Origin of the sequence: Sulfurospirillum oryzae (assembly GCF_025770725.1) — a bacterium.
In the GTDB taxonomy this organism is placed as follows: Bacteria; Campylobacterota; Campylobacteria; order Campylobacterales; family Sulfurospirillaceae; genus Sulfurospirillum; species Sulfurospirillum oryzae.
The window spans coordinates 532906-547812 of record NZ_JANZKZ010000001.1; the positions used below are offsets into that span (position 1 = coordinate 532906).

Below are 14907 nucleotides of genomic sequence, written 5' to 3' on the forward strand. Positions count from 1 at the left end.
ATTAGTGTGTCGTATAAAAATCAACGCCAGCGATATGCTTTACATGTAAAACATTTTCATCGACTAAATGTTGTAGATTTTCAAGGCTTTGCTCATCAAAACAGAGCGCTATATCTTCAAAACTCTGTGGTCTGCGTTTAAGAAGTTCAAGTATCTCTTCTTTACTAAAATGGCGCTTTTGTGGAATATAGTTTTTCTTGTAAGCGATGTTTACATGTAAGCCTTGAAGCAGATTTGCAAGCTCAATCAAACGCTCGATACTCACACCTTTTACATCATACGCAGGTGGGCGATCGATAGTGCCAACATCAATACGATCGGGGTTGATGTCATGCAAAACGGCGCTTAATGCTTGAAACTCTTCTTCGGTGTCATTTAATCCTTCGACCACCAAAATTTCAATCACAAGTTCTTTTGAGTAACGCTTTCTAAAACGTTTCATCCCTTCAATAATCTCAGCTATCTCAATGCCTTTATGAGCACGATCGAGCTTTTTAAAACATTTAGGACTAACACAATCTAAAGAGAGTTTGACGATATCCAGTTTTGAGAGAATCTCTTGGATGGCTGGATCGGAAATGGTCGCACCATTAGAAAGAATAAGAAGTTTATGCTCTTTTTTTATTTTGAGTATACCCTCAACTAAGGCACCCAGTTCTGGGTAAAGAGTAGGCTCACCATTGGCAGTAAGTGTAATGACATCAATATTTTGATGCTTATGCAATGCTTCGCCAAGTGCCTCTAAAATTTCTTGAGTTGAAGGTGCCTCTTTGGCTTTATCGACTGTTTTAGCGCCTTTGAGTTCGCAGTAAAGGCAGTCAAAATTACATTGCTTGGACAAGGGACTAAGGTCGATGCCAAGAGATTGCCCAAAACGTCTAGACGTAATAGGTCCAAAAACAATGTTACTCATGGCAAAGTCCTTTACATGTAAAGAAGTTTGCCCTTAAAATAAGGGCAAACCGTTAGATTTTCGTGCGAGTTTGTACTTGTTTGATGAAGTATTTAGCGTGTTCAACGGGAATATCTGGCAAAATACCATGCCCTAAGTTAAAGATATGTCTCTCATTTTTCATAACATTGATAATATGATCAATTCCCTCATCAATCGCCTCTTTGCTGTAAAGGCGCGTTGGCTCCATGTTGCCTTGAAGAACATACTTACCTCCCAATTTTGCTTTTGCGAGCTCAATCGGCGTTGACCAATCCACACCAAAAACATCAAATTCACCATCGATTTTATCCAAATAACCACTAATTCCTTTTGGGAATAAAATAATAGGAACATGCGGGTATTTTAATTTCAAATACGCGCTAATCTCTTTCATATACGACCAGCTAAATTCAAAATAAGCACTCTCTTCAAGTGCTGCTGCCCATGAGTCAAAAATCATCACGACATTGGTACCACTTTGAATTTGACGCTCCATATAACCTTTTAGCACTTCCGTTACTTTTTTCAAAAGGGCGTGCATAAATTGAGGATTAGAGTAAATCAATTTTTTGACAAGTGCATACGTCTTAGTGCCTTGACCTTCAATCATATAAGTCGCAAGTGTCCAAGGAGCCCCGCAAAAGCCAATAAGCGCTTTATCGGCAGCCAAACGACCTCGGATCAGTCGAATTGTCTCATAGACATACTCCAACCCATCAATGGCTTTTTGCACATCAAGTTTGTCAAGGTCTGCTTGGTTTTTAATAGGGTGTGAAAAAACGGGACCTTCGCCTTTTAAAAACTGAAGCTCCATTCCCATTTCAAGAGGCACAACCAAAATATCGCTAAATAAAATAGCCGCATCCACCCCTAAAATATCAACCGGTTGCAGGGTAACTGCACACGCTTTTTCAGGGTCTTTGCAAAGAGATAAAAAATCTCCCGCTTGAGCTCTGACTTCCATATACTCAGGCAAATAACGTCCGGCTTGACGCATCATCCATACAGGCGTATAGGGGGTTTTCTTACCGAAACACGCATCCACAAAAATCATTAGTGTTTTCCCTCTTTATGTAAAAAATAAAGCCCTAGAGAGAGTGCTAAAATAGAAAATGAAAGATAGAGCATCTCTAAAGCACCCTTGTATTCAGCGTGAAGTACCCGTTGAAAAAAGCTAACAACAAGTACCATCACGATCACTTTACCAATTTTATCTTTGAGTTCGTCAAGTGAGCTCACATATAAAATCTTATCGCCACCAGAATCTTTGGCAACATCAATTTCTGAGATAAAAAGCTCATAAATACCAAAACCAAAGATCAGTAAAACAACCGCAATCAAGTAGAGATCAATAGCCCCAATAATTTCAGCAACAATATCCTCATGAAAATTTTCAGGATGGATACCTGCAAAAAAGTACTGATACGTCGTTACGAGCACATGGTACAAATCAGCACTTGCAACAAAGAAGAGTGCAAATGCTGCTAAAATACTAAAAATAACGGCCGTAAGTGTAATAAACCTACTTGACCATAGGGTTGATTCAAACAATTTTTCAAGCATTACGCTTCTTCTCTTTTAATCCATTTTTGTGCAATCCTAACAGCATTTGTTGCCGCTCCTACACGAATTTGATCCGCCACACACCACAAATGAAGTACGTTATCGCGGTTGATATCTTTACGAATTCTTCCCACATAAGTTTCATTGGTATCAGTTGAGATAATTGGCATTGGGTACTCTTTTTTCGCTGGATTATCGATAACCACAACATTCTCAGCATTTTTAAGTGCTTCAATCGCTTTGTCTAAATTGACATCTTTTTCAAAATGAATAGTAATGGCTTCAGAGTGACTTCTCATGACAGGCACACGAACACATGTTGCGCTGATTTCCATTTTTTTACCCAAGATTTTTTGAGTCTCATTGACCATTTTCATCTCTTCTTTGGTGTACGCATTGTCCATAAATACGTCAATATGAGGAATAACATTAAGCGCAATTTGATGTGCGAACGTTTTAGGCTCACATTGATCAAGTTTGAATGCAAAAAAATCTTGCATTTGATTGACGAGTTCTTCCATACCACTTTTTCCAGCACCGCTGACCGCTTGGTAAGTTGCAACATCGACACGTGTAATGTTAAACAGATCATCAAGTGGTTTTAACACTTGCACCATTTGAATGGTTGAGCAGTTTGGATTAGCGATAATGCCTCTGTTTTGCCATTGGTCAATATCCGCAGGATTACACTCAGGAACAACCAAAGGAACATCGGGGTCCATTCTAAAATGGCTTGTATTGTCAATGACGACTGCACCAGCTTCTGCTGCAAATGGAGCATAGTGTGCTGAGATGTCACCACCTGCGCTAAAAAATGCAATCTCGACATCATTCTCCTCAAAAGATTTTTCAGTAAGCTCAAGCACTTTATAGGCTTTACCTTTGAACTCAACTTCAAGTCCTGCACTTTTGCTACTTGCTAATGGAACAAGATTATTGACAGGAAAGTCAACCTCTTCTAAAACTCTACACAGCTCTTCGCCAACCGCACCAGTAGCTCCAACGATTGCTACATTGTACTTTTTCATTTCTCTTACCTTATTTTTTATGTGAGACTTTTTTAATAACCCAATAGAGTTGGTATTAAGTTATCAAAAAAGTCTATTTGTCTGTTTACTACGAACTAAACCAATTACGACTCTCTAAGAAAAGATCTTCTTTACTGATCGCTTCGGTATCACTCAAGATCACTGCACGCTCGACGACAGAGATCAACTCTCTAATATTTCCAGGCCATCGATAGGTCATTAAAGATTCGATTGCCTCTTCTGAAAAATAACGCTTTTGCAAACCATATTTCTTCGTCACACGCTCTAAAATCACCTCGCAAATAGGTAAAATTTCCTCTTTACGTTGTCGAAGCGGTGCTATTTCAATAGGAATCGTATTGAGCCTATAGTAAAGGTCTTCTCTAAAATGACCTTCCTTGATGCTTTTTTTAATATCGGCATTCGTTGCAGAAACAATACGCACATCAATTGTTAACTCTTTTGTTCCACCTACTCGAACCATGACACGTTCTTGAATCACCCTTAAAAGCTTTGCTTGAAGTGTCATTGGCATTTCACCAATTTCATCTAAGAAAAGTGTTCCACCATTGGCAACTTCAAAATAACCTTTTTTCTCCGCAATCGCATCGGTAAATGCACCTTTTTCATAGCCAAAAAGCTCGCTTTCCAAAAGGTTTTCAGGAATTGCTGCCATATTGATCGCTACAAAAGGATTTTTAGCGCGTGGGGAATTTTTATGCACGTAATTGGCAAAAAGCTCTTTTCCCACACCACTTTCACCTAAAAGAAGCACACTTACATCTGTTTTTGCCGCTTTTCTTGCAATCGTTAGTGCTTTTTCAAGCTCAGGAGAAGTAGCGATAAAATCGCCATTTTCCTCTTTAGTGCTATCGATCTTTTCAAAACTCTCTTTTACTTTAGTACGAATTTTATCGTGTCGCTTGATCGCTTCAACGAGTGTTTCGATTTCAAAAGGTTTGGTTAAAAAATCTTTCACACCCAATCGAACAGACTCAATGGCACGGCTTAGTGTCGCGTTACCCGTAATCACGATAATATCATACTGACCATCAAGCTTTTTAATAAATTCAATGCCATCCATTCCAGGCATATTAATGTCTGTCACAATCAAATCAACACTGGAATCAATCTTTTTAAGTGCATCCAATGCGCTTTTGTAGGTAGAAATTTTAAATTCTTCATACTCCCCAAGTGCTATCTCTAGGGATTTTCTCATATTTATATCATCTTCTACAATTGCGACATGCATTTTTAATTAATCCTGCCAAAAAGAGTTTTACCTAATGGCATTTATGGTAGCAAATTCATCTTTAAAGTCTACTGTAAAGCGCACCGGCTCAATGACTAACTCTATTCTATCATTGCTATGTCTTAAATATTGGTCGTCCCATGAACGAAGACGCGTTGAGAGTGGGTAAAAGCAAGGAAGAATTTTATCGAAATGCTTTCGCAAGAAAGCTTCTTTAGAAAGATTGGTACTGTTTTGTAGGGGAAGTTCACATAAAACTTGCTTCTTGCCTTCATAAGGAATCATGGCAAGAGCAATGTTTTTTTCTTCATGAATCACAACACTATTTACAGTGACAATTTTGTATGAAAACCAAAAAAGATCACTGCAAAAAAGTGTTTGCGATAGTCCAAAAATTAATAGGAAAAGAGTTCGTGCCACCTACGTGCGCTCATTGTAATTTCCATTCTAACACTGTATAACCCGTCTTTAAAAGTTGCGTCTGTTATAGCAGCATCTTTAATAAGAGCATTGACTTGTGCAGTAACACGAGAATCTTTCAACATAGCATCTTTAACGGTTTCTGTTGAATTAATTTTCACACCATAAAGTTTTTCACCAAGCTGACGGTAACCATCTGTAATTGCGGCACGTTTTGCAAGAGCAACTGCTTGCGCAGGAGACACTGTATGCAAAGGAGCAATACCTTCACCGTAAACAACAAATGATTTTTCATTGCTGAAATCATATGCTGCAGCTTTTGGATCTTTAGGCGGTTCATCCTTTTTCGCAGAACAACCCGAAACAATAAGCAACAACCCTATGCTTGCCAAAAGTGTTACAAACCATCTATTCATAGCTACACCTTTAATATTTTTTTATCTTTAAGCAACTACCATTCCAATTATTCATCACTCGGTGCATCATCTGGGATAATCAAACTACCCTCAGTTGAGCTTTCATCATCTTCCAAACCTTCGCCATCAAGTTCATCGATCTCCTCTTTCGGACAACGAGCAAGACTTTGAACAACATCTTTACCATCAACAGAAACTACTTTAACACCACTGGTATTACGTCCGGCTTTTCGGATTGTCTCCATATCGACACGAATCATTTTACCGCTACTGGTCAGCGCCATAAGGTCTTTATCTTCATCAACAATGACAACACCAACTAGATCGGCAGTTTTTGGTGTAAGTTTCATAGCAATGACACCTTTACCACCACGATTTTGCAATCTGTACTCTTCAGCGGTTGTGCGTTTTCCAATACCTTTTTCAGTCACAGTCAACAACTCTTCTTGATCATGATAGATAACAGCTGCACCTACAACACGGTCATTCTCTTCTTTAAAGCGAATACCTGTAACACCACGTGCTGTTCTGCCGATCTCTCTTGCATCACCTACTTCAAAACGAATACACATACCTTTTTTCGTTACAATGAAAAGGTTTTTAGTATCGTGTGTGACAACTTTAGCGGTTACCAATTCATCATCATCATCTAATGTAATCGCTCTAACACCAACTGAGCGGATATTTTTAAATTCGCTGAGATTTGTACGTTTAATGACACCATTTTTCGTAAAGAATGCCAATGATTTTGTCTCATCAAAGTCTGTTGTTGGAATGATTGCCATAATTTTCTCATCCGCTTGTAGCTGAATGAGGTTGACAACAGCTTTACCCTTAGCGGTTCTACTTCCTTCTGGAATTCTATACACTTTGAGCCAGTAGAGTTGTCCGCGATCAGTCACAAACATCAACGTATCGTGTGTATCGGAGACAAAGAAGCTCTCAATAAAGTCATCATCGTATGTGGTTACGGCAATTTTGCCTTTGCCACCACGTTTTTGTTTTTCATACTGTTTGAGTGGTACACGTTTAATGTAGCCTCTGTGAGTAATGGTCACAACCATTGACTCATTCGCAATCAAATCTTCCACATCAATGTCATCGTAATCATCAACAATTTCAGTAATACGTTTTGATTTGAATTTATCTTTAATCTCGAGCAATTCTTCTTTAATGAGAGCATTTAAAAGTGCTTCACTACGTAAGATGTCACTAAGACGTTGAATCTCTAGAAGTAACTCTGCAAGCTCATTCTCAATCTTATCTCTCTCAAGTCCTGTAAGACGTTGGAGTCTCATATCTAGGATTGCGCCTGCTTGAACTTCACTCAGGTTAAATCGTTCGATCAAACCATCTTTGGCACTTTTTGTATCAGCACTGCCTTTGATAAGAGCGATGATTTCATCAATATTATCAAGTGCAATTTTTAAACCCTCTAAAATGTGGGCTTTGGCTTTGGCTTTTTCAAGTTCAAAAATAGTACGGCGAATAATAACCGTTTTACGGTGACGTAAGAAAAGTTTTAAAAGCTCAATCAGTGTAAATACTTTTGGCTCTTTATTATGAATAGCAAGTAAGATAACACCAAATGTTACTTCAAGATTGGTCGATTTGTAAAGGTTATTAAGAACAATCTCGCTCATCGCTTCACGTTTAAGCTCGATGACAAGACGAATACCATCTCTATCACTCTCATCTCTGATTTCGCTAATACCTTCGATCATCTTCTCTTTAACAAGTGCCACGATCTGCTCAATCAGACGAACTTTGTTTACTTGGTAGGGAAGTTCATCAATAACGATGATGTCTTTATTACCTTTTTTCTCAATATGCACTTTTGCACGTACTTTAACACGACCACGTCCTGTTTTATACGCCTCTAAAATACCTTTTTTACCAAAAATAATGCCGCTTGTTGGGAAGTCTGGACCTTTAATAAACTCCATTACCTCATCCAGTGTTGCTTCTGGGTTTTCAATCAAAAGGAGCAATGCATCCAAAAGCTCATCTAAGCAGTGTGGAGGAATGTTTGTTGCCATACCAACCGCAATACCACTTGATCCGTTAAGTAACAAGTTTGGTACACGGCTTGGCAGTACGTCTGGTTCAATCATACTATCATCGTAGTTGGGTACAAAATCAACAGTGTCTTTATCAAGGTCACGCAAAAGCTCTTCCGCCAATGGTGTCATACGAGCTTCCGTATAACGCATCGCAGCCGCGTTGTCACCGTCGATTGAACCGAAGTTTCCTTGTCCATCAACCATCGGAATACGCATTGAGAACGGCTGTGCCATACGAACAAGTGCGTCATAAACCGCAGTGTCACCATGAGGGTGGTACTTACCGATAACATCACCGACGATACGTGCCGATTTCTTGTACGGACTGCGTGAAGAGATCGCAAGATCGTTCATCGCATATAAAATTCTTCTGTGTACGGGCTTTAGTCCATCTCGTGCATCGGGAAGCGCACGCCCGATGATAACGCTCATCGAATAATCAAGATAACTGGTCTTTATCGACTCTTCAATACTGATCGTCTTGATGTCTTGGTTCGAATCAAAAATATTATCCATTCATTAACCTTGCAATGTAAAATTGTTTGATTGTACTTTACTTTTCCTTTGGTTTCAATAGGGGTCAGGGCTAAACTTTTAACTTTTGAGTATTTTGCTTACTCCTGCAACGCTTAGAGAGAGATTTCTAGCAACATCACTTTTACTATACCCATCTTCATAGGCTTTTTTTATTGCTTCATTTCTTTGCGGTTTATTCTTTACATGTAAGAAATAATTGGCTAACTCTTTTTTGTGTAAAGGCAGGGTTTGTCCCTCTTCTTGCTTATACTTTGTTTTATGAAATGCGTCTATATTTAAACGCTCAGAGTCACTTAGAGGAATGCTCAAAAGTTCAAATAGCTCTTTAGTATTGTAATCTCGTAAAACAAATGAGTTCTGCAAAAAAGGTGGCACGGCATCTTTGAGCATGCTATACGTTGCGCAGTACATGTACTCACCGATGACTTTCGTCATTTTAGCTTTGAGCGGATTCGATTCAATGTATTTAAAAAGTGTAAAAAGATATTTGTTGTCCAAGACATACCATGACTTGAAGCGGTCTTGCCACAAATGACCTACACGGTCATGCCGTTTATTGAAATAACTTGCATACTGCGCGTTGAGCTGGCGCATACCTGAAGAGAGATTTTCACGCGAGTTTTGCACTAAAATATGATAATGGTTATCCATCAAACAAAACGCATGAATATTGAACTTATGCTCTTTAGCAGTACTTGCCATCAATTCTATAAACTTTACTTTGTCTTTTTCATCTATAAAAACATTGCTTTTGGCAACGCCCCTGTTGTAGACATGATGGTACCCTAAGCTTTCAATGCGCAATCGTCGTGGCATAAATACCCTCTTTTTTTGCTAGAATTATAACGCAGAATGTTAAAAAGTTAAAAGTTTAGCCCTGACCCCTTTTAAAGGAATTTTTGTGTTCGCTCATCTTAATGAAACCGTTCTTAAAGTCGTGATTATTATAGCTGTTCTTGTGATGTTTCTTGTTCTTTATACCACTGGTATTGCTTTTGTATTGGGTAGTTATACAACCGACAATATTATCTTGCACAAACTCGCTGCACTGATTATTATCGGGCTTTTAAGTGTACATGCGTGGTTGCGCAGATGCACGATACGAAGACTTTTACAAGAGTGTGTTGCGATTTTTTTTAACAAACATATTCATCATGAAGACAACATCGATTTTATTATTCACAATACAAAAAATCAAACCTTTGCGCAACTCTGCTTATGGTTTAATTCTGACATTTCATTTCTTCAACAAAAACTTTTAGAAAACCATGTCAAAATTGAAAATGTTGAAGATACATTAAAAACGATCGCCAAATACAACGATAAAGATATGTACCAAATCTTCCTGCTTATGATGAAATTACATGTAGAAAAAAATAGCCCCTCACCCATTTATGACGCCTCATGTTCTAGAATGTAAACGCTCTTTTGGTATTAAATTTTACACACACATGAAGATTTAGTCACACAAATTTTTGTTATACTTCACGTTTTACAAACTCAAGGATATGCAATGGCACAGCAACATACAACAACAAAGCATAAAAGACTGCTCAGTTCTCAAGACTATAAAACACTTTCCCTTTCCGCTTTTGGTGGAGCGTTAGAGTTTTATGACTTTATTATTTTTGTCTTTTTTTCCAAAGTCATTGGGATTTTGTTCTTTCCTGCTGATATGCCTGTGTGGCTTAGTCAACTTCAAACGTTTGGCATCTTTGCAGCGGGCTATTTAGCGCGCCCTTTTGGTGGCATTGTGATGGCGCACTTTGGTGATCTGTTTGGAAGAAAACGTATGTTTACGCTTAGTATTCTTCTGATGGCAATCCCCACACTTCTCATTGGTTGTTTACCAACGTATGCGGTAGTCGGTTATTTAGCACCTATTTTACTTCTCATTCTTAGAGTCTGTCAAGGTCTTGCTGTCGGAGGTGAAATCCCTGGTGCTTGGACCTTTGTAGCCGAACACGTTCCCAAAAACAAAGTAGGACTTGCGTGTGGAACGCTGACTTCTGGCTTAACGCTTGGCATCTTTCTTGGCTCATTGGTTTCGATTATGATGCAAAGTAATTTTAATGCGCTCGAGATGAACAGTTGGGTATGGAGAATTCCGTTTATTGTGGGTGGTATTTTTGGATTTATCGCGATGTATCTTAGACGTTGGCTGAAAGAGACACCTATTTTTCTTGAAATGCAAAAAAGAGAAAAAGAGGATATTTCCAAAAAACTACCGGTTTGGAATGTTTTATCAAATCATCTACCACAAACGACTATTTCTATTTTACTAACATGGGTTTTATCCGCTGGCATTATGGTCATTATCGTCACAGCACATGTCTATTTGCAAGGGCAGTTTGGCTTTTCAGAAATTGACGTTTCCATATCAAGACTTCTAGCCACTGCTGGTTTAGCACTGGGGTGTGTCTTTTACGGTTACCTCGCCGATAAATTCTCCATTGGTAAAATTATATCCCTAGGGTGTATCTTCGTTCTCATTGCAACAATAATTTTTCTCGCATCGCTTTCTTTTGGTCGTGAAATGCTTTACATCACTTATCCCATTGTTGGCTTTAGCATTGGCATTGTTGGGGCTTTTCCTTACTACATGGTGCGCGCCTTTCCTGCCAAAGTCAGATACAGCGGTGTCGCTTTTTCGTTTAATATCTCCTACGCTATCACAGGTGCTTTAACCGCTTTTCTTATCCCTATTCTTGCCAACTTTTTCAGCAAATACGCCGCAGGTTTTTATGTGATGGGGGTCTTTGTATTTGGTGCACTTCTTGGCTGGTATATTATCCGTAAAGAAAAAGAGTTAGCTGAGGATATCTAATTTTACAATCAAAGAGAGTAAAAATTTTACTCTCTTCACTTAGTTCTGCTTTAGTTGACGTTTATAGCGCCTAAAATAAAGCGTTATACCCCAGCCAAACAACGGATAAATAAACCATAGATGATGTGGATTAGTTAGTATGTTAATAATAAATAAAAGCAAATTCACCCCTATAAAAGTGATGACTCCCGTATTTTTTTCTATTTTCTCGCGAATTGGCATTGGCTTTCCTTTATTGTTTAACAACTCTTGTAAATTTTTTATGTCTATTTTGAATGCATTTGCAAGTAATTTCAAAGACTCTAAACTGACTTCATCATCCTTTTCAATTCGCTGAATGGTTCTTGTACTCAATCCTGTTATGTCGGCTAACTGCTCTTGTGACCAACCATTTTCTAACCTTAGGTTTTTAATAATCATTGGTTTCTCCGTAGAATTTTGTTTGAATTATATCGCTTTTGAGACTATGTCGGTTACGACACATAAGTGACATTTTAGACTTAAAAGAAGGCGGATGTGCTTAATTCTCTCTAGCATCTGCCAAAACAAGCGCAAACAGTACATTTACCCCATGCTGTTTAAGTGTCTCATGCGCCTCTTCCAAAGTACTTCCCGTGGTAACAATATCATCGATCAAAATGGCATCAACTTCATCTTTACATGTAAAGATGAAATCACGTTTATTGGCTTGTCGGTAGGCTCTGCTTTTACCTGAATAACTCTCATGGTTCTGCGCTCTTAAACTTCCATACATTGGCGTTAAATAAGGCTTGGTTGCTTTTGCTAGAATCGCACTGTGCGAATAGCCATGTCGCACATGATCGTCGATAGGAATTGCACAAATTCCTTTGGGTAACTCAAACGTTTTTAAAAATTGAAAGAAAGTATGCGTTCCAAGTTGCGCGAAGATTTTAGCGCCGATGTAAGTGTGCTTTGTATGAAGGAGTGGGGCTATGTCATTGTAGTTGTAAAAAGAGTAGACTTTCAGCCCACTTTCCAACACCCTAAAAGCGGGAGTTGGGGCTAAAATCGTTTGTAGGCACATTTTACAAAGTGGTTGCCAACTTAGATTTAAACAAAGATGGCAACGCATTACATGTAAAGATTAGTCGATTTTGAGAATGGTGAGAAACGCCTCTTGCGGTAATTGAACTTTACCGATGGATTTCATACGTTTCTTACCCTCTTTTTGTTTATCGAGGAGTTTTCGTTTTCGGGTAATATCGCCACCATAACATTTGGCGGTCACGTTTTTACCCATGGATTTGACGGTTTCACGAGCAATGACTTTTGTGCCAATACTCGCTTGGATCGCCACTTCAAAAAGCTGTCGTGGAACGATCTCTTTCATCGCTTTAACAAAGTCACGACCTCTGGTTTGCGCACTTACACGTGGCACAATGATAGAAAGTGCATCCACAGGCTCACCTGCAACCAAAAGATCAAGTTTGACCAAGTCACCCACTTGATACCCAATCGGCTCATAATCAAAACTTGCGTACCCTTTTGAGACGGATTTGAGTTTATCGTAAAAGTCCATCACAATTTCATTGAGAGGAATTTCATACTCCAAAAGTACACGCTCAGGACTGAGATAGTCCATTTTCTTTTGCATACCGCGTTTGTTATTCATTAAAATGATGATGTTGCCCAAAAATTCAGTCGGTGTTAACACGGTTGCTTTGACGTAAGGCTCTTGAATCTCTTCAAATTCATTGACAGGAGGAAGTTGGCTTGGGTTTTGAATATCAAGCACAGTTCCTTTAGTGGTTTTCACTTTGTACGTAACCGTAGGCGCGGTAGCGATGAGATCAAGGTCAAACTCTCGCTCCAAACGCTCTTTGATAACTTCCATGTGAAGTAAACCTAAAAAACCAACCCTAAAGCCAAAGCCCAATGCTGCAGAGGTTTCAGGCTCGTACGAAATGCTTGAGTCATTGAGTTTAAGTTTATCTAACGCGTCTCTGAGTTCTTCAAATTTATCGGTTTCAATCGGATAAAGTCCCGCAAAAACAAACTGTTTGACCTCTTTAAAACCAGCGATCGGCTCTTTCGTTTTGTTACGAAAATCCGTAATGGTATCGCCTACTTTAACGTCCCCAACATTTTTAAGACCCAGTACGACAATGCCCACTTCGCCCGTTTTAATCATCGGTGTTTTTTCAAGAACAAGGGGATGCGGATACATGAGGTTTAAAACTTCGTGTTTTTTACCTGTACCCATAACATAGACTTCTTGTCCTTTTTTGATTGCGCCATCGTAGACGCGAACGAGTGCGAGTGCGCCTAGATAATTGTCAAACCAGCTATCGTAAATAAGCGCTTTGGTAGGAGCATTTTCATCGCCTTTTGGAGGAGGGATTTTATCGACAAGGGTATCAAGAAGTTCTCTGATACCAATACCACTTTTTGCACTCACGTTCAACGCTTCCGAACAATCAAGCCCAATGGTATGTTCGATCTCATCTTTCACACGCTCAGGATCAGCAGCAGGAAGGTCTATTTTGTTGATGACAGGAATAATTTCTAAGTTATTTTCAAGCGCTATGTAGACATTTGCAATGGTTTGTGCTTCAACGCCCTGAGAGGCATCAACCACCAAAAGTGCTCCATCACTGGAAGCCAAAGAACGGCTCACTTCATACGAAAAGTCAACGTGACCTGGAGTGTCAATAAGATTTAAAATATAAGGTTGCCCATCTTTCACATACGTAAGGCGTACACTTTGAGCTTTAATGGTAATGCCACGCTCTTTTTCGATGTCCATAGTGTCCATCATCTGTGTGGTCATTTCACGTTCACTCACCGCACCGCACTCTTGGATAAGGCGGTCTGCTAGCGTACTTTTACCGTGATCGATATGAGCAATAATTGAGAAGTTACGAATATGTTTCTGCATTAAATAAAGAGTCCATTTACACTTTCATTGTGATAAACACGACGAATGACTTCCGCAAAAACAGGTGCAACGCTTAGAACTTTGATTTTTGGGTTTGCTTCTTTAAGAGGAATGGTGTCAGTTACAACTAATTCGTCTAACTCACCTTTAGCGATACGCTCGTACGCTGGACCACTGAGAACTGCGTGCGTACAACATGCCATAACGCTTGTAGCACCTCTTTTTTTCAAGACTTCAGCCGCTTTGACAATTGTTCCTGCTGTATCGATCATATCATCGACTAAAATAACATCTTTGCCTGTAACATCACCAATGATGTTCATCACTTCAGACTCATTGGCTTTTTCACGACGTTTATCAACGATGACCATATCAACACCCAAAAGTTTTGCAAAACTTCTTGCACGCGCAACGCCACCAATATCAGGGCTTGCAATAATTGGGTTTTTAAGATTTTTGGCTTTTACATAGTCGTTGAAGATGATAGAACCGTAAAGGTTATCAACAGGAATATCGAAGAAACCTTGGATTTGTCCTGCGTGAAGGTCAATCGTTACAACACGATCAATTCCCGCTGTTTGGATCATGTTAGCAACAAGTTTTGCCGTAATAGGAACACGAGGTGCCGCTTTTCGATCTTGTCGTGCATAACCAAAATAAGGCATAATAGCCGTAATGCTATTGGCAGAACTGCGTCTTAGTGCATCTGTTAAAATTAATAGCTCCATCAAATTCACATTCGCAGGAGCACAGGTTGATTGGATGATGAAAACATCTTTTCCACGCACACTCTCACTGATTTGAACACTGATCTCACCATCGCTAAAGGTCTTAATCTCAGCTGCTGAAAGAGGGAGAGAAAGATGTTTCGCCACTCGTTTTGCAAACTCTGGATTTGCCGTTCCTGCAAAGACTTTATAGCCTCTCATATTGAATATCCTTTACATCAAAAAGTTCTCTATTTTATC

Annotated in this window: 15 protein-coding genes; 2 read left to right on the plus strand and 13 right to left on the minus strand. The window is 39.1% G+C overall.

What is annotated here, in order from left to right; all coding sequences use genetic code 11:
* Position 1: 1 nt before the first annotated feature.
* From N0B29_RS02590 to N0B29_RS02630, 9 genes are all read right to left on the minus strand, one after another.
* Positions 2-913, minus strand: coding sequence for a radical SAM protein (locus N0B29_RS02590; protein ID WP_263832126.1), 912 nt, complete (start codon positions 911-913; stop codon positions 2-4).
* Between the two features lie 52 nt (positions 914-965).
* Positions 966-1988, minus strand: a complete 1023-nt coding sequence (gene hemE, locus N0B29_RS02595) for a uroporphyrinogen decarboxylase (RefSeq protein ID WP_263832127.1) — start codon at positions 1986-1988, stop codon at positions 966-968.
* Positions 1988-2497 (minus strand): YqhA family protein, encoded by a 510-nt coding sequence (locus tag N0B29_RS02600; protein ID WP_263832128.1) that lies wholly within the window; start codon positions 2495-2497, stop codon positions 1988-1990. Before N0B29_RS02600 ends, hemE begins: the two co-directional genes overlap by 1 nt.
* Positions 2497-3525 (minus strand): aspartate-semialdehyde dehydrogenase, encoded by a 1029-nt coding sequence (locus N0B29_RS02605; RefSeq protein WP_263832129.1) that lies wholly within the window; start codon positions 3523-3525, stop codon positions 2497-2499. Before N0B29_RS02605 ends, N0B29_RS02600 begins: the two co-directional genes overlap by 1 nt.
* Positions 3526-3613: 88 nt before the next feature.
* Entirely contained in the window at positions 3614-4777 is a 1164-nt protein-coding gene (locus N0B29_RS02610; RefSeq protein ID WP_263832130.1) for a sigma-54-dependent transcriptional regulator, read from the minus strand.
* Positions 4778-4804: 27 nt separating this feature from the next.
* Positions 4805-5197, minus strand: a complete 393-nt coding sequence (locus N0B29_RS02615; RefSeq protein WP_263832131.1) for a hypothetical protein — start codon at positions 5195-5197, stop codon at positions 4805-4807.
* Positions 5173-5613 (minus strand): LPP20 family lipoprotein, encoded by a 441-nt coding sequence (locus N0B29_RS02620; RefSeq protein ID WP_263832132.1) that lies wholly within the window; start codon positions 5611-5613, stop codon positions 5173-5175. The genes N0B29_RS02615 and N0B29_RS02620 overlap by 25 nt, the downstream gene beginning before the upstream one ends.
* Positions 5614-5660: 47 nt before the next feature.
* A complete protein-coding gene (gene gyrA, locus N0B29_RS02625) occupies positions 5661-8192 on the minus strand; it encodes a DNA gyrase subunit A (RefSeq protein WP_263832133.1) in 2532 nt (843 codons plus the stop codon).
* A gap of 78 nt (positions 8193-8270) precedes the next feature.
* On the minus strand, positions 8271-9029 hold the full coding sequence (locus N0B29_RS02630; protein WP_263832134.1) for a transposase: 759 nt from the start codon (positions 9027-9029) through the stop codon (positions 8271-8273).
* A gap of 85 nt (positions 9030-9114) precedes the next feature.
* Here N0B29_RS02630 and N0B29_RS02635 point away from each other — a divergent pair, with 85 nt between their 5' ends.
* Positions 9115-9633, plus strand: a complete 519-nt coding sequence (locus N0B29_RS02635; RefSeq protein WP_263832135.1) for a hypothetical protein — start codon at positions 9115-9117, stop codon at positions 9631-9633.
* 93 nt (positions 9634-9726) lie between these two features.
* Positions 9727-11040: an MFS transporter gene (locus tag N0B29_RS02640; RefSeq protein WP_263832136.1), complete on the plus strand. Its 1314-nt coding sequence runs from the start codon at positions 9727-9729 to the stop codon at positions 11038-11040.
* 39 nt (positions 11041-11079) lie between these two features.
* On the opposite strand, the gene N0B29_RS02645 is transcribed toward N0B29_RS02640, so the two are convergent.
* The 4 genes from N0B29_RS02645 to N0B29_RS02660 all read right to left on the minus strand — a co-directional run bounded on the left by N0B29_RS02645 (position 11080) and on the right by N0B29_RS02660 (position 14868).
* Positions 11080-11460, minus strand: a complete 381-nt coding sequence (locus N0B29_RS02645; RefSeq protein WP_263832137.1) for a helix-turn-helix domain-containing protein — start codon at positions 11458-11460, stop codon at positions 11080-11082.
* 100 nt (positions 11461-11560) lie between these two features.
* Positions 11561-12043 (minus strand): ComF family protein, encoded by a 483-nt coding sequence (locus N0B29_RS02650; protein WP_263832491.1) that lies wholly within the window; start codon positions 12041-12043, stop codon positions 11561-11563.
* A gap of 102 nt (positions 12044-12145) precedes the next feature.
* Entirely contained in the window at positions 12146-13939 is a 1794-nt protein-coding gene (lepA, locus tag N0B29_RS02655) for a translation elongation factor 4 (protein ID WP_263832138.1), read from the minus strand.
* Positions 13939-14868, minus strand: coding sequence for a ribose-phosphate pyrophosphokinase (locus N0B29_RS02660; RefSeq protein ID WP_263832139.1), 930 nt, complete (start codon positions 14866-14868; stop codon positions 13939-13941). Before N0B29_RS02660 ends, lepA begins: the two co-directional genes overlap by 1 nt.
* Positions 14869-14907 lie beyond the last annotated feature (39 nt).